22 protein-coding genes are annotated in these 23,237 nt (G+C 68.7%); 8 read left to right on the forward strand and 14 right to left on the reverse strand.

The features are described 5' to 3' along the window. Positions 1-16 precede the first annotated feature (16 nt). Entirely contained in the window at positions 17-427 is a 411-nt protein-coding gene (locus HOV77_RS15495) for a hypothetical protein (RefSeq protein ID WP_290862803.1), read from the forward strand. Here the strand turns inward: HOV77_RS15495 and HOV77_RS15500 are convergent. Together HOV77_RS15500 and HOV77_RS15505 are read right to left on the reverse strand one after the other, a co-directional pair. Then, positions 317-1,786, reverse strand: coding sequence for an MFS transporter (locus tag HOV77_RS15500; protein ID WP_290862805.1), 1,470 nt, complete (start codon positions 1,784-1,786; stop codon positions 317-319). The genes HOV77_RS15495 and HOV77_RS15500 overlap by 111 nt on opposite strands. Next, positions 1,773-3,674, reverse strand: a complete 1,902-nt coding sequence (locus tag HOV77_RS15505; protein ID WP_290862807.1) for a glycoside hydrolase family 15 protein — start codon at positions 3,672-3,674, stop codon at positions 1,773-1,775. The genes HOV77_RS15500 and HOV77_RS15505 overlap by 14 nt, the downstream gene beginning before the upstream one ends. A 71-nt stretch (positions 3,675-3,745) precedes the next feature. Between HOV77_RS15505 and HOV77_RS15510 the strand changes: the two genes are divergently transcribed. Together HOV77_RS15510 and HOV77_RS15515 are read left to right on the forward strand one after the other, a co-directional pair. Beyond that, positions 3,746-4,543 carry a helix-turn-helix transcriptional regulator gene (locus tag HOV77_RS15510; RefSeq protein ID WP_290862809.1) on the forward strand — a complete coding sequence of 266 codons (798 nt, stop codon included), beginning with the start codon at positions 3,746-3,748 and terminating at the stop codon, positions 4,541-4,543. 16 nt (positions 4,544-4,559) lie between these two features. Further along, the gene (locus HOV77_RS15515; protein WP_290862811.1) at positions 4,560-5,063 is read left to right on the forward strand and encodes a DUF402 domain-containing protein; all 504 of its coding nucleotides are present in this window, start codon (positions 4,560-4,562) and stop codon (positions 5,061-5,063) included. A 385-nt stretch (positions 5,064-5,448) separates the two neighbouring features. Here HOV77_RS15515 and HOV77_RS15520 read toward each other — a convergent pair whose 3' ends face one another. Both HOV77_RS15520 and HOV77_RS15525 read right to left on the reverse strand, forming a co-directional pair. Beyond that, positions 5,449-5,829, reverse strand: a complete 381-nt coding sequence (locus HOV77_RS15520) for a VOC family protein (protein ID WP_290862814.1) — start codon at positions 5,827-5,829, stop codon at positions 5,449-5,451. A 13-nt stretch (positions 5,830-5,842) separates the two neighbouring features. After that, complete coding sequence (locus HOV77_RS15525; protein ID WP_290862816.1) at positions 5,843-6,385, reverse strand: hypothetical protein; 543 nt, start codon at positions 6,383-6,385, stop codon at positions 5,843-5,845. Positions 6,386-6,464: 79 nt separating this feature from the next. Between HOV77_RS15525 and HOV77_RS15530 the strand changes: the two genes are divergently transcribed. Together HOV77_RS15530 and HOV77_RS15535 are read left to right on the forward strand one after the other, a co-directional pair. Beyond that, positions 6,465-7,727 carry an alanine racemase gene (locus HOV77_RS15530; RefSeq protein ID WP_290862818.1) on the forward strand — a complete coding sequence of 421 codons (1,263 nt, stop codon included), beginning with the start codon at positions 6,465-6,467 and terminating at the stop codon, positions 7,725-7,727. Beyond that, positions 7,727-9,343 carry a DUF885 domain-containing protein gene (locus HOV77_RS15535; protein ID WP_290862820.1) on the forward strand — a complete coding sequence of 539 codons (1,617 nt, stop codon included), beginning with the start codon at positions 7,727-7,729 and terminating at the stop codon, positions 9,341-9,343. Before HOV77_RS15530 ends, HOV77_RS15535 begins: the two co-directional genes overlap by 1 nt. Here the strand turns inward: HOV77_RS15535 and HOV77_RS15540 are convergent. After that, complete coding sequence (locus HOV77_RS15540) at positions 9,340-9,531, reverse strand: DUF1918 domain-containing protein (RefSeq protein WP_290862821.1); 192 nt, start codon at positions 9,529-9,531, stop codon at positions 9,340-9,342. The two genes, HOV77_RS15535 and HOV77_RS15540, sit on opposite strands and share 4 nt — an antisense overlap. Before the next feature lie 59 nt (positions 9,532-9,590). Here HOV77_RS15540 and HOV77_RS15545 point away from each other — a divergent pair, with 59 nt between their 5' ends. Both HOV77_RS15545 and HOV77_RS15550 read left to right on the forward strand, forming a co-directional pair. Then, positions 9,591-10,445, forward strand: a complete 855-nt coding sequence (locus HOV77_RS15545) for a universal stress protein (protein ID WP_290862823.1) — start codon at positions 9,591-9,593, stop codon at positions 10,443-10,445. A 442-nt stretch (positions 10,446-10,887) separates the two neighbouring features. Beyond that, on the forward strand, positions 10,888-11,556 hold the full coding sequence (locus HOV77_RS15550) for a TetR/AcrR family transcriptional regulator (protein ID WP_290862825.1): 669 nt from the start codon (positions 10,888-10,890) through the stop codon (positions 11,554-11,556). Positions 11,557-11,629: 73 nt separating this feature from the next. Here the strand turns inward: HOV77_RS15550 and nhaA are convergent, their stop codons facing one another. From nhaA to HOV77_RS15590, 8 genes are all read right to left on the reverse strand, one after another. Then, positions 11,630-13,504: a Na+/H+ antiporter NhaA gene (gene nhaA, locus HOV77_RS15555; protein WP_363260317.1), complete on the reverse strand. Its 1,875-nt coding sequence runs from the start codon at positions 13,502-13,504 to the stop codon at positions 11,630-11,632. Between the two features lie 87 nt (positions 13,505-13,591). Continuing rightward, a complete protein-coding gene (locus tag HOV77_RS15560; RefSeq protein WP_290862827.1) occupies positions 13,592-15,355 on the reverse strand; it encodes a DUF4434 domain-containing protein in 1,764 nt (587 codons plus the stop codon). A gap of 11 nt (positions 15,356-15,366) precedes the next feature. Next, entirely contained in the window at positions 15,367-16,254 is an 888-nt protein-coding gene (locus tag HOV77_RS15565; protein ID WP_290862829.1) for an ROK family protein, read from the reverse strand. Positions 16,255-16,286: 32 nt separating this feature from the next. Beyond that, entirely contained in the window at positions 16,287-16,970 is a 684-nt protein-coding gene (locus HOV77_RS15570; protein ID WP_290862831.1) for a putative N-acetylmannosamine-6-phosphate 2-epimerase, read from the reverse strand. Beyond that, positions 16,967-17,986 (reverse strand): DUF4434 domain-containing protein, encoded by a 1,020-nt coding sequence (locus HOV77_RS15575; RefSeq protein ID WP_290862833.1) that lies wholly within the window; start codon positions 17,984-17,986, stop codon positions 16,967-16,969. Before HOV77_RS15575 ends, HOV77_RS15570 begins: the two co-directional genes overlap by 4 nt. Positions 17,987-18,038: 52 nt before the next feature. Continuing rightward, complete coding sequence (locus tag HOV77_RS15580) at positions 18,039-18,854, reverse strand: carbohydrate ABC transporter permease (RefSeq protein WP_290862835.1); 816 nt, start codon at positions 18,852-18,854, stop codon at positions 18,039-18,041. Then, the gene (locus HOV77_RS15585) at positions 18,844-19,761 is read right to left on the reverse strand and encodes a sugar ABC transporter permease (protein WP_290862837.1); all 918 of its coding nucleotides are present in this window, start codon (positions 19,759-19,761) and stop codon (positions 18,844-18,846) included. The genes HOV77_RS15580 and HOV77_RS15585 overlap by 11 nt, the downstream gene beginning before the upstream one ends. Beyond that, on the reverse strand, positions 19,751-21,034 hold the full coding sequence (locus tag HOV77_RS15590) for an ABC transporter substrate-binding protein (protein WP_290862839.1): 1,284 nt from the start codon (positions 21,032-21,034) through the stop codon (positions 19,751-19,753). Before HOV77_RS15590 ends, HOV77_RS15585 begins: the two co-directional genes overlap by 11 nt. Positions 21,035-21,183: 149 nt before the next feature. Here HOV77_RS15590 and HOV77_RS15595 point away from each other — a divergent pair, with 149 nt between their 5' ends. Continuing rightward, the gene (locus HOV77_RS15595; RefSeq protein WP_290862842.1) at positions 21,184-21,897 is read left to right on the forward strand and encodes a GntR family transcriptional regulator; all 714 of its coding nucleotides are present in this window, start codon (positions 21,184-21,186) and stop codon (positions 21,895-21,897) included. A gap of 318 nt (positions 21,898-22,215) precedes the next feature. Here HOV77_RS15595 and HOV77_RS15600 read toward each other — a convergent pair whose 3' ends face one another. Next, entirely contained in the window at positions 22,216-23,187 is a 972-nt protein-coding gene (locus HOV77_RS15600) for a hypothetical protein (RefSeq protein WP_290862844.1), read from the reverse strand. Between the last annotated feature and the right edge of the window lie 50 nt (positions 23,188-23,237).

Below are 23,237 nucleotides of genomic sequence, written 5' to 3' on the forward strand. Positions count from 1 at the left end.
CCGCGACAGTAGGCGCATGAATCTTCTGCGTTTCGCGTTGCGACTGGACGCCGGGGCCTCGGCCGGGCTCGGCGTCGTCATCCTCGCTCTGAGCGGCAAGCTCGACGAGTGGCTCGGTACGCCGACCGCGTTCAGCCTCGGGGTCGGAGTGTTCCTGCTGGTATGGGCGGCGGGGCTGGCGTTGTTGGCGGCCCGATCGGAGATCGCCCCGGGTGCGGTGTGGACGGTGATCGTGCTCAACGTCGGCTGGATCGCGGGCAGCCTGGCGATCGCGTTCGGCGGGGCGTTCGACCTCACCGGGTGGGGCGTCGCCCTGTCAGCCCTCCAAGCGTTGCCCGTGCTGTTGTTCATCGATCTCGAGTACCTCGGTCTGCGTCGCGTCCGCCGTGCCGTCGGAGGCGGTGCCGTCCGGAGCAGCGCCGCCTGACGGCTGCTCCTTCGGCAGGCGCTCGGCGACGAGGAGACCGGCGAGCGCCGCGATCGCGAGCACGAGCATCGCCAGGGCGTACGAGCGCTCCGGGGTACGGGCGATCCCGGCGACGATGACCGTGCCGGCGACGGCGGTGCCGAGCGAGGAGCCCAGGTTCGACACGCTGCGGGACAACCCGGAGATCTCGCCCTGGAGTTTCTCGCCGAACGCCGACTGCACGATGTTCACCGACGGCGTGATCATCAGCCCGATGCCGACGCCGATGACGAACAGGCCCGGGATGAGGGCCGGTGCGCCCCCGGCCGACCAGGTGACGATGAGCAGCAGGGCGCAGATGCCGACGACGGTGACGAAGAAGCCGGTTTCGATGAGCGTACGCTGCGGCCATCGTTTGGCCAGCCGTTCGGCGGCGAGCGACGACCCGAGTACGCCGACCGTGGCGGCCGTGAAGATCAGGCCGGTCTCGATCGCGTTGTAGCCGCGGACCACCTGGAGGAACGCGGCGACGACGAACGAGGTGCCCATCAGGACGAGCCACTGGAGATTCTGGGTGATCATGCCGAGGTTCGCGACGCGGCTGCCGAACAATCGCATCGACAGCAACGGCTCACGACCCGCTGCCTCCGTTGTGCGTACATGTCGGAAGAAGAGCGCGAGAACCGCGGCCCCGGCGGCGATCATCACGAGCATGAGCCAGGCCTTCTTGCTGGCCAGGAGAATGCCCGAGACGATCAGGATGAGACCCGCGGCCGACAGCACCGTGCCGCGGATGTCGAAGGTCCGGTCGGGTTGCGCGGGCAGCGGGTCGGTGAGCCCGCGGCCCAGGACGATGATCACGACGATGACCATGGCCTGGAAGACGAACGCGGCCCGCCAGCTGAACGCGCTGGTGATGAGCCCGCCCAGCAGCGGACCGGTGGCCGCGCCGACCCCGGCCATGGCGCTGATCATCCCGAAGGCCCGCGCGCGGGAGGTCAGGTCGGTGAAGTAGAGCGTGGCGAGGATGTAGACGGGCGGGATGAGCAGCGCCGTCCCGACACCCTCCAAAATGGAGTTTCCGAGCACCAGTACGCCCAGCCCCGGCGCGACCGCGCACAGCAGCGCGCCGACGCCGTAGACCATGAGCCCGAGCTGGAAGCAGCGCTTGCGTCCGAACTTGTCCGTCAGCTTGCCACCCGGGATCATCAACGCCGCCATGACCAGGAGGAACAGCGTGATGGACAGCTGTACGCCGGCCACCGTCGTGTGCAGGTCGTGGCTGATGTCGTTGATCATCACGTTCATGTTGGAGCCGGCGAAGCTGCAGATGAACTGCGCCAGCGCCAACGGAACGAGCGGGCGGCTACCGGCCCGCATGCGCCAATACCGGCTCGACCCACCCCGCGCCGTGGTCGAGCTGGAAGTCGAGGTTCATAGCCGCGCTGATCAGCGACAGATGGCTGAACGCCTGCGGGAAGTTGCCGATCTGCTCACCGGTCGGGGCGATCTCCTCCGAGTAGAGCCCAAGGTGATTGCTGTAGGTGAGCATCTTCTCGAAGGTCAGCCGGGCCTCTTCGAGCCGGCCCGAGCGCGCGAGGGCGTCGACGTACCAGAAGGAGCAGATGGTGAAGGTGCCCTCCGAGCCCTGCAGACCGTCCGGCGAAGCCTCGGGGTCGTAGCGGTAGACGAGGCTGTCGGAGACCAGTTCGCCGTCCATCGCGCGCAGCGTCGACTGCCACAGCGGGTCGGTGGGTGCGACGAATCCGACGAGCGGCATGTAGAGCAGCGACGCGTCGAGCACGTCGGTGTCGTAGTGCTGGACGAACGCCTCCCGTTTGGGATGGAAGCCGCGATCCATGATCTGCTCGTAGACCGCGTCGCGCTGCTGGGTCCACCGGGCCAGGTCGGCCGGCCGGCCCTTGTCGCGGGCGAGGCGTACCGCCCGGTCGAAGGCCACCCACGACATCAGCCGGCCGTAGGTGAAGTCCTGGCGGCCGCCTCTCGTCTCCCAGATCCCCTCGTCGGGCTGGTCCCAGTTGTCGCACAGCCAGTCGACGAGATCGCGGACGTTCGTCCAGCCGGAGTTGCCGATGGTGAGCCCATGGCTGTCGGCCAGGAACAGCGAATCCATCGCCTCGCCGTAGATGTCCAGCTGCAACTGCCCGGCCGCGCCGTTGCCGATGCGTACCGGTCGGGAGTTCCGGTAACCCGACAGGTGGTCGAGGATCTCCTCGTCCAGATCGGGCGAACCGTCCACTCTGTACATGATCTGCAACGGAGTGCCGGTGCTGTTGGAGTCCTGCACTCGCTGGTTGAGCCAGCCCATGTACGCCGCCGCCTCGTCGGTGAAGCCCAGGCCGAGCAAGGCGTACACGGAGAAGGAGGCGTCCCGGATCCAGGTGAACCGGTAGTCCCAGTTCCGCTCGCCGCCGAGCTGTTCGGGCAGTGCCGCCGTCGGAGCGGCGACGAGCGCGCCCGTCGGGGCGTACGTCATGAGTTTGAGGGTCATCGCCGAGCGCTCCACCATCTCGCGCCACCGGCCGCGATACTGCGAACGCCCGATCCACGACCGCCAGAAGTCCCGCGTCTGCTCGAACAACGCCATGATCTCCTCGGGCGGGACGACGCGGGGCGGGCCGTCCGGCATCGTCTCCAGGATCATGCCGCCGACGTCGCCGGCCACCAGATCGGCGAACGCCGTCAAGCCCTGCTCGGTACGCTGGAGATCGCCGGGCTGGATGAACGCCCGGTCGCGACGCGACGGATTGATGTTCATCCGCATTCCGCCGCCCTTGAACACCGCGCCGTCGGAGCTGAACTCGACCTCGGTCCGGGCGCGGCCGTAGTCGAACCGCGGCTCGCAGTCGAAGCGGAAACGCATACTGCCCCGGACCACGCTGATCATGCGGACGAGGCGGTGCTGATCGGTCGCCGTACGCCCGCCATCGGGTGCGATCGGCATGAAGTCCATGACTTCCCCGACACCGCTCTCGCTGAGGAAGCGGGTGATCAGAATCGGCGTACCGGGGAGGTAGAGCTGCCGGGTCACGTAGTCGACGCCTTCGGGGGCGACTCTGAGGTAGCCGCCGCGTTCGTTGTCGAGCAGGGCGGCGAAGATGCTCGGCCCGTCGAACCGGGGAGCACAGAACCAGTCGACCGTCCCGTTCGTATCGATCAAGGCCGCGGTCTGCAGATCGCCGATCAGGCCGTGTTCGTGGATGGCTGGTCCCTGTGCGGCGCCCAAGACGCCGTTGGCGCTGGTCATCTGTCCAGCATTGCCCGCTACCGTGGCCCTGTCGGCCGAATCGCAGAACCTGAGCCGGAGAGGTGGGCCTGATGACCGTTTCGTCGCCTACTGTGGGTGAGTTGCTGCGGCACTGGCGGTCCCATCGTCGGCTCAGCCAGCTCGACCTGGCCGGGCTGGCCGAGGTGTCGGCCCGGCACCTCAGCTTCCTCGAGACCGGCCGCGCCAAGCCCAGCCGGCCGATGCTGCTCCGGCTCGCCGAGATGCTGGACGTCCCGCTACGTGAACGGAACCGGTTGCTCCTGGCGTCCGGGTACGCCCCGGCGTACACGGAGAGTGAAGTGACTTCGCCGCGAATGGCCGGTGTGTGGCAAGCGGTACGCCAGGTGCTGACGGGACACGAGCCGTATCCGGCGGTGGTGACCGACCGGTTCTGGCGGATGCTGGACGCCAACGCCGCTATCGACCTGATGACCGGGGTGGTGGCACCCTGGCTGCTGGAGCCTCCGGCGAACATCCTGCGCGCCGGTCTGCACCCCGAGGGGCTTGCTCCGCATATCGTGAACTTCGGCGAATGGCGGGCGCACCTGCTCACCCGCCTTCGGCGGCAGGCCGCCGTCGCGGGCGATTCCGAGCTGATGGAGTTGTACGCCGAGCTCAAGGCGTACCCGTGTGACGATCCCGAGCCGGAGGTGGAGTCGCCCGGGTCGGGCGACGTCGTGACGCCGCTGCGACTGCGTACGCCGCTCGGCGAGCTCACCTTCTTCAGCACCATCGCGACCTTCGGCATCCCGGCTGACGTCACGGTGGCAGAGCTGGCGATCGAGTCGTTCTTCCCGGCGGATCAGTTCACCGCCGACGTGTTAAGGGCACGACAGGCGGCCCGTTGACCGATACCTTCACGGCATGGCGGATGTCTGGCTCGCGTTCACGAAATACGACGGTTCTCTGCACTGGCACCAGATGACGCGCCGGCTCGGCGAAGACGCGCACGGTGTCTGGCTCGGCGGTACCAAGGGGACAATCCTCCGCAAGGGCCACGACGACGTGGTCACCGAGGCGGACTGGCCGCACGTCATCCTCATTCCGCGCGACGCCTGGTGGACGGCCGCGTTCAACGGCCCGGGCGCCCGCAACGAGATCTACTGCGACATCACGACGCCCCCGGTGTGGCCGCAGGACGGCGAGGTGACCATGGTCGACCTCGATCTCGACGTGCTGCGTATGCGCGACGGCCGGGTGCTGCTGGACGACGCGGACGAGTTCGCCGAGCACCAAGTGAAGTACGCCTACCCGCCGGACGTCATCGCGAGCGCGGAGGCGTCGGCCGCCTGGCTGATGAGTGCGGTACGCGAACGCCGCGGGCCGTTCGGCGGGGCTCACCTGCCGTACCTCGACCAGGTTCGCTGAGCGGCGGCCCGCGCCTTCCGCGGCCCGCCGCCCGCCCGCCCGCCGCCGCAAGATCGTCGGAAGCCGACGATCAATGCACGAAAACGCTCACGATTGTCGGGAACCGACGATCATGGGCGCGCGGACAGCCAAGAATGTCGGGAACCGACGATCATGATAGCGGCCGTCCGAGGATTGCCGACCGGAACCAAAGATCATGTGTCCACGGTCAGCGCGATCCGCCCGCAAACAGAGATCGAGGGCCCGTGATCAGCGCGATAGGGCCGGATTTCGCTGATGAGCGGCACATGATCTCCGTTTCCGGGCCGGTTCTGCTGACGAAGCGCACTCGGACTTGGCCGCGCGCCGCGTGAGCGGCCGCGGCCCCACGCCCGGCGGGGGAGGGTCAGGAGGCGACGAGTTCCACCTCGTAACCGTCCACATTCTCCAGGTAAGCCGCGTAGTGCGAGGGGCCGCCGGCGTACGGGTGACGGTCGGAGAACATCAGCGACCATCCGTGCTCGGGCGCAGCCGCGACGAGCTCGTCGACGCGGTCGCGCCCGGAGACGGTGAACGCAAGGTGGTTGAGGCCGGGCCGATGCCGGTCGTGGGTATCGGCGGTCAACGCCGGGCTCTGCTCGACGACGAGGTACGTCGGCCCGAACCGCCAGCTACGTCCGCCCGGCCAGTCCTGGAACTGTTCGTAACCCAGCTCGGTCAGCAGCCAGCCCCAGCCGGCGACCGCGCGGTCGAGGTCGGGCACCCATAGTTCGACGTGATGCAGCACCCGGTCAGCGTAGTCAGCGGGCGGGCCCGCGTTTGCGGAGATCGTCCACCGCCGTCATGGCGTCCCGCAATTCGCCGAGCCACTCGTCGGCATGCTGCCCCACGAGGCGTACGCACCAGGCCAGCGCCTCGGATCGGGAGCGGGCCACTCCGGCGTCCACGAGGGTGTCGAGGACTTGCCGCTCGGGCTGCCGCAGCCGGGTCATCACCGGAGCGGACAGGGTGGTGAACAGTTCCCGGGTGCCGCCGCAGACCACGCCCCAGGCGGCTTTGCGCTGGTACTTGTGCTCGATCTGACGGGCGAACCGGATTCGCCGCTCGCGGGTCTCCTCCCGGTACGCGGCGATGCGGCCGCGCTCCGCGGCAGCGCGGTCGGCCTCGGACGCCTCCGCCGCGTGGGCGGGCTCGGCGAGGGTGCCGACGATGAGGATCTCGTCGCGGTCGATGACGATCTCCGCCGGTCCGGTGAACCAGTCGTCCGGCAGCAGGCCGGTGATCCAGGCCGGGGCGTCGTCGGCCGGTGGTGGTTGTTCGGCGCGACTCACTACTCGAATCATGCTTACATGATTACACCGTTGCTTCACATACGTCATGGGTCAGTGTTCCGCCCATGGCGAAACCAGACAGAATGCGGGGATGAAGATCCCGGACGAGTATCTGGACTGGCGGACCAAGGGCGTCTGGAATCCCGGCCCGCCGGTCACGCTCACCGAGTTCGCCGCCGCCCGGCACAACCTGTTCGGCGGGGCGTTCACCTGGCCGGTGATGGTCGCGCGGCGTACGGCGATCGAGCACAACGTGCGGACCATGGCGGACTACTGCGAGCGGCACGGCGCGCTGTTCGCCCCGCACGGCAAGACCACCATGGCTCCGTCGCTGTTCCAGGCTCAGTTGGACGCCGGCGCGTGGGCGATCACGGTCGCGACGCCGAATCAGGCGCTCGTCTGCGTGCAGCTCGGCGTACCACGCATCGTGCTCGCCAACGAGGTGGTCGACCCGGTGGCGCTGCGCTGGCTGGCGGCCCAGCCGGATACGGAGATCCTGATCTACGCGGACTCCGTCGCCGCTGTGCAGAGACTGGCGGAGAGCGGCGGACGCTTCCAGGTGCTGCTCGAATGGGGCTATCCGGGCGGGCGGGCCGGCTGCCGGACCGTCGCCGACGCGCTCGCCGTCGCGCAGGCGGTGCACGACGCGCCGAACCTCGACCTCGTCGGCATCTCGTCGTTCGAGGGGCTCATGTCCGACGACGACGCGGTTCAGTCCTTTTTGGACAGCATGGTCGAGGCGACCAAGGCGATCGCCCACCTGCTCCCGGCCGACCCGATCGTGACGGCCGGTGGCAGCGCGTACTTCGACCTGGTCACGGCCACGTTCGGCGGTCAGTGGCTCGAGGGCCGGCAGATCCGGCTCGTGCTGCGCAGCGGTGCGTACATCTCGCACGACCATGGGACCTACGGCCACAAGACGCCCTTCCTGCGCGCACCGGCGGAAGGTGCGCTCGACGCCGCGCTGGAGGTCTGGGCTCAGGTCCTCGCGACGCCCGAGCCCGGGCTTGCGATCCTCGGCATGGGCAAGCGCGAGGCCCCCTACGACGATGGCCTGCCGGTCCCGCTGCGGGTCCGCAGAGCCGGCTCGAACGCTCGAGCCGGGCGTGAGGACGGAGAGTCGGCTGGTAGTGGCACAGCCGACGGGCGGGTCGAGGCCGCGGACGGGCTGGAGGTTCTGCGGCTCAACGATCATCATGGGCATCTGTCGGTACGCGACGAAGGGGCGGTCGCCGTCGGTGACCTGGTGTGCCTGGGCATCTCCCATCCGTGCACCGCGTTCGACAAATGGTCAGTGATCCCGGTCGTCGAGGACGACTACACCGTCACCGAACTGCTGAGGACGTACTTCTGATGGCTGACCTCCAGAGTTGGGCCGACGAACTGCTCGCGGCGTACGCCGGACTCGATCCGACCGGCGCGGTCGTCGAGGCGGGTGCGCAGGAACCGAATCGGCTGACCGATTACAGCCCGGCCGGGCACCAGGCGCGGGCCGACTTCGCCGCCGGCAAGCTGCGCGAGGTCGCCGGGATCACGGCCGAATCGGATCACGATCGCCGGCTGCTCGACCATCTCGCCGAGCGGCTGGAGTCACTGGCCGAGTTCCACGACAGCGGCGAAGACCTCCGGGAACTGCATGCCGCCGCGACCGGCCCGCTGGCGATGATCCGGCAGGCCGTCGACGCGGCCGTCCCAGCGGACGACGCCGATGCGGCCGCGCGGGAAACCGGGTGGGCATTGGTCGCCGAGCGCCTGGCCGACGTGCCCCGGGCGCTGGCCGGGTACGCCGAGAGCCTGACCGTCGCGGCGAGCCGCGGTCACGTCGCCTCGGTGCGGCAGATCAACCTGTGCGTGGCACGCTGCGACGGCTGGATCGCCGACACCGAGCAACTCGTCGCGTCCTACGACGCCGGACCGCATCAGGCCGCACTGAGCATGGCAGCGACGTCCGCGGCGAAGGCGTACCAGCAGATGGCGACCTGGCTCAGCGCGGACCTGAGGCCGCAGGCGGACCCGAAGGAGGCCTTCGGCCCGGACCGGTACGCGGTCTGGCTGCGCAAGTTCCTGGGCGTGCGACCCGATCTGGTCGAGCTGTACGCGTGGGGCTGGGCCGAGGTGGCGGCGATCGAGGCGCAGCTGCGCGCGGAGGCCGAGGCGATCCGGCCGGGCGCCGGGCTGGGCGAGGTGCTCGACTTCCTCGACGCCCCCGGCGCACCCGGTACGCTCACCAGCCCCGCTGAGTTCGCGGACTGGCTCCAAGGCGTCCTGGAGCGCACGGTGTCCGAATTGGACGGTACGCAGTTCGACATCCCGGAGCCGTTGCGGCGCATCGAATCCCGCGTCACGACGTCGGCCGGGACGATGTACATCGGGCCGTCGGCCGACCTGACCCGGCCGGGCCGCGTGTGGTGGCAGCTGCCGGACGGCGCGGAGGTGTTCCCGACCTGGTGGGCCTATTCGACCGTCTATCACGAGGGCGTGCCCGGACATCACCTGCAGCTCGGGTACGAGTCGTGGCGCAACCCGCTCGGGCAGCGGCTGAACCTGCTCGGCGGACTGTCGGCGGGACAGGAAGGCTGGGCGCTGTACGCCGAGCGCCTGATGGACGAGCTGGGCTGGTACACGCAGCCCGGCGCGCGACTGGGCTACCTGTTCGCGCAGCTGCTCCGGGCGGCCCGTGTCGTGATCGACATCGGACTGCATCTGGAGCTGCCCGACGACACGGGGCGTACGTGGACCGCCGACGCGGCCTACGAAATGCTCGCCAACCGCTGCCAGCAAGGTGGGTACGCGTCGTCGGAGCTGGCCCGCTACCTCGGCCGCCCGGCACAGGCGCTGGCGTACAAGGCGGGCGAACGGGTCTGGCTCGACGCACGTACGGCGTCGGGCCTTCCGTTGCGGGAGTTCCACCGGCGAGCGCTCGACCTCGGCTCGCTCGGGCTGGGGCAGCTGGCCGCCGCCCTGCGCTAACGTTCCCGGGGTTCCTCGATGTGCGAATCGGGGCCCGGGAACACCAGGCCCTCGTGGTCGTCCTCCCAGTGCACGAGGTAAGGCGGGGTGCCGTCCTCGTGGCGAAGCTCCATGATGACGCCGACCCGGCGGGCCTCCCCGACGTGGGCGCCTTCCATGATCAAGCGATCGCCGACCTTGGCTTTCATCACCCCACCATAAGACCGGCCCCCGTTTCGGCGCGCGGCGTACGGGGGAAACGTGGCACATGAGCGCTCCAGTTGTCGTCGGCGTCGACGGCTCACCCTCCAGCCTGGCCGCCGCCCGTTACGCCGCCCGTCTCGCCGTACGCCGTCAGACCTCCCTCGACTGCGTGCTGGTGTACCAACCGGCCGTGTACGCATACCCCCCGATGGGCGGGATGGATCCCGGACTGCTCGCCGACGACCAGGTACGCGAAGACCTCGACCGGATGGTCGCCCACATCGGTGACGGGCTGCGTCAGGCGTACCCGGAGCTGACCGAGATCACCGCGCGTCAGGTACCCGGCGGGCCAGCCGCCGCCCTCATCGAGCTCTCCCGTACGGCCGCCGTCACGGTGGTCGGCAGCCGGGGCGTCGGCGGCTTCGAGCAGCTGCTGCTCGGCTCGGTCTCCAGTCAGGTCGCCGCACATGGCCAGGGCCCGGTCGTGGTGGTCCGACCTGTTTCTTCGGCGTCGGACGACGATGACGATGCCGGGACCGACCCCGATCCGGACGCCGGACCGGTGCTCGTGGGCGTCGACGGATCGGAGGAATCCCAAGCGGCGCTTCGGTTCGCGGCCGAGGAGGCGCAGTTGCGGCAGACTTCGCTGGTGCTGCTGCACGCGACGGACGACGGGCTTCCTGATGAGCTTCTTGACGCGGCTGCGGCCGAGGTCGCGGGGATTCCCGTGGAGAAGCGATCAGTGGCAAGCAAAGGTGTGGAAGACACGATGATTTCGGCTTCGCGGACCGCCGGGCTGACCGTCGTGGGGTGCCGGGGTCGAGGTGGATTCGCGGGCGCGTTGCTCGGTTCGGTGAGCCGGGCCTTGACCCATCACGGTTCCGGGGCGATCGGCGTCGTTCACAAACACGACCGCTGATCTTCTTGCTGACAGCCGGCCGTGTGCACGACGCGGGGGTGCGGACGGTGCCCCTGGCCGGACGGCTGGTCTCCCGCCCGCATCCCGCGCGCCGTGCCGGTCTCCCGGCCTGCCACGGCTTAACCGACTCTGGGCCGACCGAGGTTACGGCTCCGGTCCGCCAATCGGAACCGCCTCGATGCGTACGCCGGGCAGGCAGACAGTCTGCCGATCCGTTGGGGGTCTTCGCAACCCGGACGTGCTCCGCCGAACGGATGAGTCACGCCTCGTGTCGTGAAACTCACGCAGTAACGCTGCTTCGCCACGCTCGGAAGGGCGTGGCGGTCGGTGGTACGCAGTGCACCTTACGGCGCTGCCATGACGTCGATGGCGTACCACTCGCCGCGCGCCGGCGGGGCGGACACTGTAGACCGGAATGGTCCGTTCCGATAAGGTGATCGCTGTGACGCAAGGACTCTCCGGCCGCCGAGCCCAGGCCGCCCGCAACGACGAGGCGATTCTCGAAGCAGCCCGCGAGGTCTTCCTGGCCGACCCCAAGGCTCCGGTGGCCGCAGTCGCCGAGCGGGCGGGCGTCGGCATGAGCGCGCTGTATCGGCGGTTCCCCGGCAAGGAGGACATGTTGCGCCGGCTCTGTCATGACGGCCTGCTGCGGTACAACGCCGAGGCCGAGGCCGCGCTGGCGGGCGGAGAACACGGGTGGGGCGCGCTGGAATCGTTCCTGGGCAACGTGGTCGACGCGGACGTGCACTCGCTCACCGTGCACCTGGCGGGCACGTTCACGCCCACGCCGGAGATGATGCAGGAGGCGAGGCGTTCGGGTGAATTGGCCACCCGGCTAGTGGAAGGCGCGCAGGACGAACTGCGTCCCGGCGTCGGAGTGAACGACCTGGGGTTCGTGCTGGAGGCGTGTGCGGCGATCCGCGTACCGGACTCGGGGCGCACCAAGGAACTGCGCCGCCGCTATCTCGCCGTCATTCTCGCCGGTCTCCGCCGAACCGGTCTTCGCCGGACCGACGCGAGTCCCGATCTTCCCGGTCCGCCGCCTTCGGCCGACGAGGCGAACTGGCGGTGGCGGCGGGGACCCGTACCCCGTTCAGGAGATAACGGGTAAAACGGGTCGTAACAACCATCATCTGGACGGCGGAATTCGGCACGGCGCGAGAGCTACCCAACCCGGAAAACCGCTAAACGTTGAGGATCACGGCTCTTGTCTTGGCCGCGTGCACGGCCGCCTTCAGCGAGTCGATGTCGTACGCGCCGTGGTGCCGCCGCCCGTTCACGAAGAACGTAGGCGTTCCGGCGACTCCACTGAGGTCGGCCGAGTCGACGTCCTCGGCGATGCGCGCCGCCCCTTCCCGCGTACGCAGATCCTCCTCGAACCGCGCGGTGTCGAGGTTCAGGCGTTCGGCGTACTGGACGAGGTCGGACAGGTCGAGATCGCCCTGGTGATCGAGCAGCACGTCGTGCATCTCCCAGAACGCGTCCTGCTCGGCGGCGGCCTCGGCGGCCTCGGCGGCGAGCTGTGCGTGCGGGTGCACGTCGGTCAGCGGCAGATGCCGCCACACGTACGCGATCTCGGTCGCGCCGGACAACAGCTCCCGCATGATTCCCTCGGCCCGCCCGCAGTGGGGGCATTCGAAGTCGCCGTACTCCACGATGGTGATGCGAGCGTCGGCCGGGCCGCGGATGTGGTCGCGCGCGGGGTCCACGTCGACGGCCAAGTCCACGATGGACTCCGCCCCGTCGGCCAGTGCGCGGGCCCGCCGAAGCGGCGACAGCATCGTGACGACCCGGAAGACGATCCAGGTCACCGCCGAGGCCAACAACCCCGCGACCAGTACGCCGAGCTTGGCCTCCTCCAGCTGGTCACCGCTGAACGCCAAGGTGGCGACCAGCAGGGAGACGGTGAAGCCGATCCCGGCGATGGTGCCGGCTCCGGCGACGGCCGCCCAGCCGACCGGGGGCCGAAGCCGTCCCCGCGACAGCCGGGCGACCAGCCAGGAGCCGCCGATGATCCCGATCGGCTTGCCGATCACGAAGCCGGCCGCGATGCCGAGCGTGATCGGTGAGGTCAGCGCCCGGCCGAGGAACTCGCCGTCGATCTTGATCCCGGCGTTGGCCAGTGCGAACAACGGCACGATGAGGTAGGAGGTCCAGGGCAGGTAGAGCGCCTGGAGCCGTTCGTTGGGGGAGACCGCCAGCCGCAGGCCCGCCCGGGCCTCGCGTTCGAGCTCGGCGGTCGGCTCCTCGCGGAAGGTGCGGAACAGGTCGGTCGCCCGTTCGAGCTCGCTCCGCGGCGACGGGTACGCGTACGTGACCAACCCGGCGACGAGGCCCACCACGATCGGGTCGACGCCGGAGCCGAACACGGCGAGCCAGGCGGCCACGCTGAGGACCAGGTAGACCAGGCCGGACCGGATACGGGCGATCCGCGCCGCGAGCATGAGCAGGAGGAAGAGCACGCCGAGCAGCAGTGGGCCGAGCGAGACTCCGCCGGTGTAGAACAGCGCGATGACGACCAAGGCGAGCAGGTCGTCGACGACGGTCACCGTGAGCAGGAAGGCCCGCAGCCGGTCGGGGAACCGGGGGCCGACCAGCGCAAGCATGCCGAGGGCCAGCGCGGTGTCGGTCGACATGGCCGCGCCCCAGCCGTGCGCGGTGCTCGAACCGGCGTTGATCAGCAGGTAGATCCCGATCGGCACGAGGATCCCCGCCGTTCCGGCGGCTAGCGGCAGGGCGAACCGGCGACGTTCGCGCAGCTCGCCGAGATCGAACTCCCGGCGGGCCTCCAGGCCGACGACGAAGAAGAAGAACGTCATGAGCCCCGAGTTGATCCACTCGCGGAGGCTCAGCTCGACGCCCCAACGTCCCAGGTGGAACGAGAACTCCGTCTCCCAGACCTGTTCGTAGGAGGAGAGGCTGAGATTGGCCCAGACGAGGGCGACGACGGTCGCGCCGAGCAGGACGGCCGCCCCGCCGGTCGCCGTACGCAGAAAGCGCCGCAGCGGCGTGTCCATGTTCCGCGTCCACGCCGTACGCAGCGTCGTCCCGTTGACCATCGGCGAAAGCCACCTCCCGCGCTGATCGTAGGCATAAAGATCAGCGCGGGAGGCCGGATGGAGACCCATCCCACGAGGGGGAATAAGTCAGACGGCCCGGACCTCGATCTCGTCGAGCATCGACCAGGCGCTGCCCCCGTCGACGGTGACCCGGACATAGCGCCCGGTGAGCGAGAGCGAGATCAGCTTGTAGTTCTTGATCTGGTTGACCGAGTTGACGGCGGGCAGGGTGACCGTGCCGGCCGTCGTGTAGCTGCTGCCGGTCGCCGAGACCTCGTACTTCACCGAGGTCGGCAGGAAGACGTAGTCCGGGCGTACCTGGAGCCAGCTGCTCGTGAGGGAGTTGATCGTCCGGCTCGTGCCGAGGTCGATCACGAAGGTGTAGCTGCCGACGGCGTTGCGGCCCTGCCACGGCGCGCCGTAGAACGGGCCGGTCGCCTTCACCCCGTCGGTCAGCTCGACGCCGCCCGTGTCCGGGTACGACGCGTTGGCCGCGATGGACGAGGTGTAGGTCTTCCCGGCCGCCCAGTTGGTCGAGTAGACCGGGGCTGCCGGAGTGGTGACGTTCGCCGTGGTGGCCGCCGCCGACAGGTTGCCCGCGCCGTCGAACGCCTTCACGGTGTAGCTGTACGCCGTCGAGCCGTCCAGCTGCTGGTCGGTGAAGCCGGTGGCGCTACCGTGCTTGGTCGCCACCAGATCACCGCCCCGGTAGATGTTGTACCCGGCGACGCCGATGTTGTCCGTCGGAGCGGTCCAGGTCAGCGACACCGTCTGCGAGTTGGTCGCGGTCGCCGCCAGCGAGGTCGGCGTACCGGGGACGGTGGTTTCCACGACGCCGTTGGTCAAGTAATTCCGATAGGTCGCGTCGTAGTACGTCGAGTAAGGCGCAAGCGGCGACTGGTAGTGGTCGTAGGAGAAGGCCCAGTAGCCGCTCACGTAGGAGGAGACCGCCGCCATGTCGGTGACGACGTCCTTGATCGGCATCGGCTGGAAGCCGGACGCGCCCAGCACGAAGGTCTCCACGTCGTCGTAGAGCAGCGTCGCCGGGCGGGCTGCCGTGATGGCGTTCTTGGTAGCGCTGAACCACGAGGCCAGCTGCGTACTCGTGGCGTGGCCGGCGCCCACGCCGTCCTGCAGGGCGATCGCGTCGATCGGCGCGGTGCCCAGGATGCGCGTCCACATGGACTGCCAGCCCGTCGGGTCGAGCGTGCCCGTCAGGTTCGCGTTGTAGAACGGCGAGGTCACGACCGGCAGGCCGGGGCTCAGCGTGTGCAGGTGCCCGATGACGTCGGCGTAGAAGCCGGCCAGCGCGTCCTGCTGCGCGGTCGTCTGGAAATGCAGGTTGTCCGCCTCGAACGGCAGGTACCAGCCCGCGAAGGAATCGTAGGGGCCGTAGTTGGACCACAGCTCGTCGGCGAGGTTCTCGGCCAGCGTCGCCTCGTTCGCCAGCCAGGTGGCGTTGTCGGCGTAATTGGTCCACCAGTCGTCGTTGATCTGGAGTCCCACGTAGACGTTCACCCCGGCCGTCTCGGCCTTGCTCAGGATGCGGTCGGGCACCTCGGTCGCCGTCGACTTGGTGTACCCGCTCAGCCCGGTCGAATAGGTGGCGGTGTGGTGCTTGCTGTCGGCGGTCCACTGGATGACCTGGGTGGTCATGCAGGCGTTCGTCAGGTAGGTGTACTCGTTGGCCAGCTGCGTGTTCGTCCAGCCGTCGGCCAGCGCGGGCTGGATGAACGAGCCCGCGAGCCGCGGGGTGGTGGTGCAGGTCACGGCGTGCGCGGCGGTCGGGACGACCAGAGCCGTCCCGGCCAGCGCCGCCACGGTCATCAGGCGGTACAGCGTTCGGTGCATGCAAACCTCCATCAGGTTCGTTCTGCTTGCGCTGCTCGGGCCGCTCCCGCTACGACCGCTGCCGGTCCCCAGGCAGTGGTACGCACAACGGCGTGCCCGGTTTCGCCAAGTGAGTTCGCAGTCACCTCCTTGCGTACGGTCGACAGGTATCGGTCGCCGAGGTTGAGCACCCCGCCGCCGAGGACGATCGCGACCGGGTCCAGCAGCGTCGCAGCCGCGCCTAGTCCGGCCCCGAGCACATGTGCGCCGAGATCGATCGCCGCTATTGCGGCGGCATCGCCGGCTGCGGCCGCAGTGGCGACCGCCTCCAACGGAGGCGCATCGCTTCGCCCGGCCCGGACGGCGTAGTCGGCGGCGATCGCCGGGCCGGCGGCGTACGCCTCGACGTGGTCCACTCCGCCGCACCCGCACGGGCGGCCGTCCCGGACGGCAGACGGCAGGTGACCGACGCTCCCGGCGAGGCCGTGTTCCCCGGTCAGCAGTACGCCGTCCCGCAAGAGTGCGCCGCCGACTCCAGTCCCGGCCGCGACGACGAGGACCGTTCCGGATTCGCCGGCGGCCTCGCCGACAGCCATCGCGTGGACGTCGTTCAGCACGATCGTGCGTACGCCGAGCGCCGCCTCGAACGCGCCCCGGACGTCCGTCCCGAGCCAGCCGGGCAGTGTCGCCGTCGCATGACTGATCCGCCCGGCCGGATCGACCGCGCCCGCCGTGCCGATGCCGCAGGCTGCGATGCCGATCCCGGTGGCTGCTTGGTGCGCCGCGCCGATCGCGGCGGCGAGAATCGCGTCTGGTCCGTCGGCCGCCGGAGTCGGTATGCGAACCAGTTCACCGAGTACGCCGTCGGCCCCGACTGCGGCCGCCAGGATCTTGGTGCCGCCGATGTCGACGCCGACCACCGGCGAACTCCCTGGTGAACGAGGCGCGCTGCTCACCGCGTATCCCCGGAGAAGGCTGGAGTCGAGGCGACCAGACGGCGGGCGATGGCGGCCGGATCGGTGACCGCCGTGCCCACCACGACGGCGCATGCGCCCGCCGCGAAGGCCGAGCGGACGTGGTCCGGGGTGACCAGGCGGCCCTCGGCGACCGTACGCGCGCCGTAGGCCGCCAGCGCCGCGACCAGGTCGAGGTCCGGCTCCTCGCGCGTTGGACTGTCCGATGTGTACCCGGAAAGAGTGCTGCCCACGAGGTCGGCCCCCGCGTCCCAGGCGGCGAACCCCTCGGCCGCGGTCGCGACGTCGGCCATGACCGGCAGCCGCAGCTCCTCGTGGACGCGGGCGACGAACTTCCCGGGAGCGACGTCGATGCGGTCGGTCGCCTCGAACGCGATCACGTCCGCTCCCGCCTCGGCCAGCCCTTCAGCCAGCTCGAACCGCGGCGTGATGATGTCGCGGTCGGCCGCGCGCACCTTGTGCAGGCCGATGATGGGCAGGTCGCCGACGGCGGCCCGGACGGCGCGGACGTCTTCCGGCGCGTTCACCCGTACGCCCACCGCCCCGCCCAGGACCGCGCACTCCGCGAGCCGCGCGATGATCTCGGCCGAGCGCAGCGGATGGCCCTGCTTGGCCTGGCAGGACACGACCAGGCCGCCCGTGAGCCGCTCCAGGACGCTCACAGCTGGACTCCGCGCGTGGCCAGGTGTTCGGCGTAGCGGTCGAACAGATTGCGCGCCGCGGGCCATACCGAGTTCGGGCTCAGGAAGTGCGAGAACTCGAACGAGATGACCTTCTCGACGTACGGCTGCACCGCGTCGAGCTTGTGCGCGAGCTTGCGCCAGTCGGTCGGCGGGAACTTGATCGGCATGTCCCGGTCGAAGGTCTCGATGTTGGCCCACGACGTGATGCCGTGGCGTGACGCGGCTTCGGCGGTGGCGGCGAAGTACTCGGCCGAGCGGGCGATCTCCACCGTGCCGTCCTGGAACGCGCAGTAGTCGACCAGTCCGCTGTAGCGGCCGAAGATCTCCTCCCAGATGCGTACGTGCTCCTCCGGAGACCGCGGCTGCTGGCGCGGATCGGTAGTCATCGCCATGTCGGCCCGGCCCAGGAAGAACGGCGAGATCAGGATCGGCAGCTCGGAGATCTCGCGCAGGCGGGCGGCCAGCGTCGTGTTGATGTCTAGGATGCGCAGACTGGAGTCGGTCGTCTCGTGCGGCAGGTACCAGCCCCGGAAGGCGGGCGAGTCGCCGTACCGCTCCCAGATCTCGTCGATGAACGCGAGGTTGACGTCGACCTCGGTACGCCAGTCGTAGCGGTACCAGAAGTAGTGCGAGTCGTAGAGCCCGAAGTAGAACGACATGCCGCGCTCGGCCGCGAGGTCGAGGAACAGGCGTACCAGGTCGACGTGGACGGGCAGAGTCGCGACCCGCTTGCTCACCGCCTCGGACGGGCAGGCCAGCCGCTCGCCGAGACCGGCCCGGATGAGGATCACCGTGTCGATGCCGGCGGCCCGCATGGTGTCGAACTCGGTGGCCCACTCACGCGGACCCCAGTTCTGCGACGGGATGTCGACGGAGATCTCGTCGAGGAAGGTTCCGGAGATCGCCTGGTAGCCGGGGAGGCTCAAGCCGGGGAGGCTCTCGGCCGAGCCGCCAGAAGTGCAGTCGGCCGAGCCGCCAGGAGTGCGGTCAGGCATTTCTGTTCCTTTCAGTTCTTACTTGACGCCGGGTCTACTTCGGGCCGTGGGGCTACTTCAGGCCTCGAGTCGCTATGCCCTCGACGAAGTGCCGTTGGCCGAGCAGGAAGATGACCAGCGCGGGCAGGGTGAACATGACGCTGGCGGCCATCAGCGGACCCCAGTCGACGCCGTGCTCGGAGAAGAAGTTGTAGAGGCCGATCGACAACGTGTACTGCGAGCTGTCGTTGAGGTAGATCAGCGGGTTGAGGAAGTCGGTCCAGCTCCAGACGAACTGGAACACCGCGACCGTCGCCAGCGCCGGGCGGGCCAGCGGCAGGACGACGCTGGCGTACACCCGAAGTTCGGAGGCGCCGTCGAGGCGGGCGGCGTCGAGCAGCTCGTCCGGTACGCCCATCAGGAACTGGCGCAGCATGAAGATGAGGAACGGCGTACCGAGGAAACTCGGGATCACCAGCGGCAGGTAGGTCCCGACGAGACCCAGCTTGTCCCAGAGCAGGTACAGCGGAACCAGGGTCACCTGCGGCGGCAGCATCATCGTCGAGAGCATGAGGACGAGCACCACGTTGCGGCCCGGCCAATGCAGCTTCGACAACGAGTACGCCACGAGCGGGCACGAGATCAGACTGCCCACCACGCACAGCCCGGAGACGAGCAAGGTGTTGCCGAGGTAACGCCAGAACGGCATCGCATTCAGGGCGTCGCCGAAGCTGGCGAAGTTCCACTCGTGCGGCAGCAGCTTCGGGGGAGCGGCGAAGATCTCGTTCGGCCCCTTGAGCGCCGTGCTGAGCATGATGAGGAACGGGAACGCCATGCCGAGGACGATCGCCCAGACCGTCGCGTATCTAGCTGTGGTCTTAATTCCCATAGTGGACCCACCGCCGGGAGGTCAGGAGCAGTCCGGCGCTGACCGCCATCGTGATCAGGAACAGCACCCAGGCCAGCGCCGAGGCGTAGCCCATCTTCAGGAACACGAACGCGTTCTGGAACACGTACATCCCGTAGGTGAGCAGGGAGTCGTCGGGGCCGCCCGCCGCGCCGTTGAGCCGGTTCTGGGCCAGTAGGTACGGCTGGGTGAACAGCTGAAGGCTCGCGATCACCCCGACGATGAGCTGGAAGAGGGTGACCGGGCTGAGCGCCGGCCAGGTGACCGCCCGGAACTTCTGCCAAGGCCCGGCACCGTCCATCGCGGCCGCCTCGTAGGTCTCCTGGGGGACGTTCTTCAACGCCGCCAGGTAGATCACGGTGGTGCCGCCGACCGTCCACAACCCGATGAGGATCACGGCCGGCTTGGTGAACGCGGGGTCCTCCAGCCAGCTCGGCTGGGGCAGGCCCACCAACCCGAGCAGCCGGTTGATCCAGCCGTACTGGGCATTCAGCAGCCAGCGCCACACGTAAGTGGTCACCACGATGGGGACGATCGTCGGCAGGTACACGACCGCCCGGTAGAACGGCATTCCGCGTACGCGGAGGTTCAGGGCGAGCGCGAGCAGCAAGGCGAGCATCAGCGACACCGGTACGCCGACCACCGTGAGGATCAGGGTGTTGGCGAGCGCCTGGCCGAACCGCTCGTCGTGCAGCAGCTCCTGATAGTTCGCGAAGCCGACGTTGGTGGGGGACTGGAACAGGTTGAAATCGGTGAAGCTGTAGTAGCCGGAGGCCAGGATCGGCCCGGCCACGAGCGCGACGAACCCGAGGAGCCACGGGCTCGCGAACGCCAGGCCCAGCCACAGCCGGCGACGCGAGCCCGCAGCGCGGGTTGCCTTACGGCGCATACTTCTTGGCCTTGTCCGCCACGCCCGCGAGCGCGTCCGCCGGCGACTTGCGCAGCTGGGCGATGTCGTCGAACGCCGTGCCGAGATCGGCGGCGTACTGGGCGGCCGTCGGGCCGCTGGCCAGCGACTTGGCATTCGAGCCCTTCATCGCGGCGAGCCAGGCCGAGAAGTTCGGCAACTCGGCGTAGCCCGGATCGTCCACCATGGAGGTACGCGCCGGCAGATTGCCGAGGGCCAGCGTGAAGTCCAGCATCGACTTCTTGTCGAGCAGGTACTTCATGAAAGTCCAGGCTTCCTTGGGATGCTTGGCGTTCTTCGGGATGAACAGGGTGCTGGTGGTGACCTGAGTGGTCCCGGCCAGCTCCGGCTTGGCGGCGGGGTAAGGCAGCGGTGCGACGCCCCACTCCAAGTTCGGCGCGAACTTCTTAATGAAGACCGACTGCCACTCGCCGTCGATCATCGTGGCGACCTTGCCGGTGTAGAACGGGTTCTGTGCGGACTGGTACTCGCCGAAGCCCGAGGTGAACTTGCGGACCTTGTCCACGCCGTACTTCCCCGGGATCGTGTCGGCGTAGAACTTCGTCCCGGCCACCACGCCCGGGTCGGCCGGCGACGGCTTGCCCTGCGCGTCGTCCCAGCTGCCGCCGAACATGAAGCCCAGGGTGGTCAGCGACGTGTTGATCTCGGCGTTGGCGTACCCGAGCTGGGTGATCGTGCCGTCCGCACCCCGCTTGGTGAGCTTGTCGATGTCGGCGGCCCACTCCTCGACGGTGACCGGCGCCTTGTCGATGCCGGCCTCGGCGAACAGCTTCTTGTTGTACATGAGCAGTTGCGTATGCAGCGCGATCGGCATCGAGTAGGTCTTGCCGTCGTACTTCATCTGGTTCATCGCCGACGGGACGAAGTCGGCGGTGTCGTAACCGTCGGTCTTCATGAAGTCGTCGAGCGGGGTCAGGATGCCCTTGCTCGCCCAAGCCCCGACGCCGCTGCCGAAGTTGTCGGAGATGTCGAAGCTCCCGTTGGCGCTCGACATCGACGTCAGCTGCTTCTGGAAGTCGGGGCTGGACACGCCCTTGACCACGATCTTGTCCTGGCTGGCGTTGAAGTCCGCGATGACCTTCTCCAGCGCGGCGGCCTCCTGGCCGGACCACAGGTAGGAGAAGACCACCTCGGTCTTCCCGGACGCGGTGTCGCCGCCGCCTCCGCAGGCGGCCACCGCCGCGGTGAGCACCGCCGCCGCGACGGCGGCGATCGGTCGGAGCCTTCGGTACATAAGACCTCCACAGCTCAGTAAGCTAGATCAGATTTGGTATAGTCCAATCGCTGTGTGACGGAGTCTGCACCAGCTCTCGCGTTTCCGCAAGAGGCGTCGTATCCTCTTGCTGGTTCATACCAATCAGGTTTTCGGCTCGGGTGGGGGACATGGCGCGGACGAAGCGGGAAGTGCTGCAGAACCATCTGGGCCGGCTCATCGACCATGAGCTGGCCCCGCACGATCGGCTGCCCACCGAACGCGACCTCGCCGAAGAGTTCGGGGTCAGCCGCATGACGGTTCGCCAGGCGCTCGAACGCCTGGAACAGGAACGCCGGGTCTACCGGGTCCAGGGGGCGGGCACCTTCGTCGCCCCGCCCGCGATCACCAAAAGCATCGAGCTGACGTCGTTCAGCGACGACATGCGCAGCCGTGGCCTGCAACCCGGCTCCCGGCTCTGCGTCGCCGAGGACGTCCCAGCCGGAGCCGAGATCGGCTTCGCGCTCGGCCTGTCCCCATCCGCCTCCGTGGTCCACATCGAACGCGTACGCACCGCCGACGGCGAGCCGATGTGCCTGGAGCACACGTATCTGGCCGGATCCGCAGTGCCGGGGCTGCTCGACGAACCGCTCGACGCCTCGCTCTACGACGTCCTCCGCGAGCGCTACCGGATCACGATGGTGCGCGCCGAGCAGACCATCCGGGCCACCGTGCTGGACCAGGCCACTGCGGAACTGCTGGCGGTGCCCGCTTTCAGTCCGGCGCTGCTGGTCGAGCGGACTGCGTTCGACCAACGCGACCGGCCCATCGAACGGGCCGTGTCCCTATATCGCGGCGACCGCTACAGCTACCAGATCGCCCTCGTCCGCCCGACTTCCAGTTGATCATGGAGTTGACCGTGGTCTCGTCGGTGTGTCGTGACTGGAAACCTCATGATCAACTAGCGCTGTGATCGCGTGTCCTGGGTCAGCGATCTGGGTTGGCGATTCGGAGATCAAGTACCGGTGGCCAGCGGGAATCGGCTAGTTCGGCGCTGGTGCGGGGCACGTGTGTCTCCGTGATCGTCGGGTTCCGACATTCTTGGCGCATGCGGGTTCCATGATCGTCGGGAGCCGACAATCGTGGGCGTTTTCGTGCACTGATCGTCGGCATCCGACGATCTTGTGGGCGGGCTCGGTCGGCGTCGCCGGGCGCGGCGAGAGTCAGCCCGCGACGCTCAGTACGCCGGGCGGGCTGGGCGGCGGCCCGGTCGGCTCCGGCGCAGGCGGTTCGACCGTCGGCAGTGGGTCGGCTTCGGTGCCGGTCGGGGCGGCGGTGCCGGTCGGGGCTTCGGTGAACGGAGGAGAGCCCGGCGAAGGAGCGCCGGCCGCGGTCGTGTCCGGAGATGCGACTGCGCTCGTCGACGCGGCGCCCGGCGATGCGAGCGTGCCAGGCTGGGTGGCGGTGCCCGGCAATGCGGTGCTCGCTGGTGGGATCGTGTCCGGCGAGGTAACCGTGCCCGGCGATGCGGTCGGGGCTGGCGAAGTGGCGTACGGCGCGGCGGGTGAAGAGGCGCTCGCCGCAGCGGCCGAGCCGGCGGAAGGGGAGGCGGGGGCCGACGGCAGCACGACCGGTTTAGGCGGCGCAGGCTCAGGATCGCAGCCACCGCAGCTGTAATACAGGATGTCCCAGTGGTCGCCTTCGTTGGTGTAGAGGTTCCCGGAGGGCGCCCGGTACTGGTGACCCCAGCCGCTGATGTAGCCGGCGTCGCTGAACCAGCTGCGCACGTACGCGTTGACGCAATCGTTCAACGCGATGTCGACTTTCCAGCCGTTCCAATGGGTGTAGGTGCCCGTGCCGTGGCCGGCCTCGGTTCCGCCGGTCACCATGATCGGGCAGGCGCTCGATTTGTGGAGGGTCACCACGCCCGCGATCGTCGTGCGCCGGATCTGCTCGAACGAGGTGCAGTCGGTGCGCTGCCGATTGGTGCAGTTGCCGCTGGACCACCAGGTGATGCCCGCCGTCTTGAGCCGAGCTCGGGCTTCGGCGTCGGTGAGCTTCAGGGAGTCCGTACGAGCGAGCCCGTTAGTACGAGCGAGCTGATCCCCGGCGTGTGAGCCGACAGGGTGCAGGAGTACGCCAAGGAGGACGACGCTGACGAACAGAAGCGGCCGGAGAAGGGCGGAACCGGTCATCTCCGCACAATAACCGTAAGTAGCCGAAATATGACGCAGCGACACGAGCG

It is taken from the genome of Hamadaea sp., assembly GCF_013362815.1.
Taxonomy (GTDB): domain Bacteria; phylum Actinomycetota; class Actinomycetes; order Mycobacteriales; family Micromonosporaceae; genus Hamadaea.

Bases quoted from the DNA above. Each gene is read 5' to 3' on its own strand.
- HOV77_RS15515 (WP_290862811.1), top strand. From the start codon at position 4,560: ATGGCGGATGTCTGGCTCGCGTTCACGAAATACGACGGTTCTCTGCAC.
- HOV77_RS15505 (WP_290862807.1), bottom strand. From the start codon at position 3,674: ATGACCAGCGCCAACGGCGTCTTGGGCGCCGCACAGGGACCAGCCATC.
- HOV77_RS15545 (WP_290862823.1), top strand. From the start codon at position 9,591: ATGAGCGCTCCAGTTGTCGTCGGCGTCGACGGCTCACCCTCCAGCCTG.
- HOV77_RS15595 (WP_290862842.1), top strand. From the start codon at position 21,184: ATGGCGCGGACGAAGCGGGAAGTGCTGCAGAACCATCTGGGCCGGCTC.
- HOV77_RS15575 (WP_290862833.1), bottom strand. From the start codon at position 17,986: ATGCCTGACCGCACTCCTGGCGGCTCGGCCGACTGCACTTCTGGCGGC.
- HOV77_RS15535 (WP_290862820.1), top strand. From the start codon at position 7,727: ATGGCTGACCTCCAGAGTTGGGCCGACGAACTGCTCGCGGCGTACGCC.
- HOV77_RS15590 (WP_290862839.1), bottom strand. From the start codon at position 21,034: ATGTACCGAAGGCTCCGACCGATCGCCGCCGTCGCGGCGGCGGTGCTC.
- HOV77_RS15585 (WP_290862837.1), bottom strand. From the start codon at position 19,761: ATGCGCCGTAAGGCAACCCGCGCTGCGGGCTCGCGTCGCCGGCTGTGG.
- HOV77_RS15560 (WP_290862827.1), bottom strand. From the start codon at position 15,355: ATGCACCGAACGCTGTACCGCCTGATGACCGTGGCGGCGCTGGCCGGG.
- HOV77_RS15500 (WP_290862805.1), bottom strand. From the start codon at position 1,786: ATGCGGGCCGGTAGCCGCCCGCTCGTTCCGTTGGCGCTGGCGCAGTTC.
- HOV77_RS15530 (WP_290862818.1), top strand. From the start codon at position 6,465: ATGAAGATCCCGGACGAGTATCTGGACTGGCGGACCAAGGGCGTCTGG.
- HOV77_RS15580 (WP_290862835.1), bottom strand. From the start codon at position 18,854: ATGGGAATTAAGACCACAGCTAGATACGCGACGGTCTGGGCGATCGTC.
- HOV77_RS15510 (WP_290862809.1), top strand. From the start codon at position 3,746: ATGACCGTTTCGTCGCCTACTGTGGGTGAGTTGCTGCGGCACTGGCGG.
- HOV77_RS15540 (WP_290862821.1), bottom strand. From the start codon at position 9,531: ATGAAAGCCAAGGTCGGCGATCGCTTGATCATGGAAGGCGCCCACGTC.
- HOV77_RS15495 (WP_290862803.1), top strand. From the start codon at position 17: ATGAATCTTCTGCGTTTCGCGTTGCGACTGGACGCCGGGGCCTCGGCC.
- nhaA (WP_363260317.1), bottom strand. From the start codon at position 13,504: ATGGTCAACGGGACGACGCTGCGTACGGCGTGGACGCGGAACATGGAC.
- HOV77_RS15600 (WP_290862844.1), bottom strand. From the start codon at position 23,187: ATGACCGGTTCCGCCCTTCTCCGGCCGCTTCTGTTCGTCAGCGTCGTC.
- HOV77_RS15525 (WP_290862816.1), bottom strand. From the start codon at position 6,385: ATGATTCGAGTAGTGAGTCGCGCCGAACAACCACCACCGGCCGACGAC.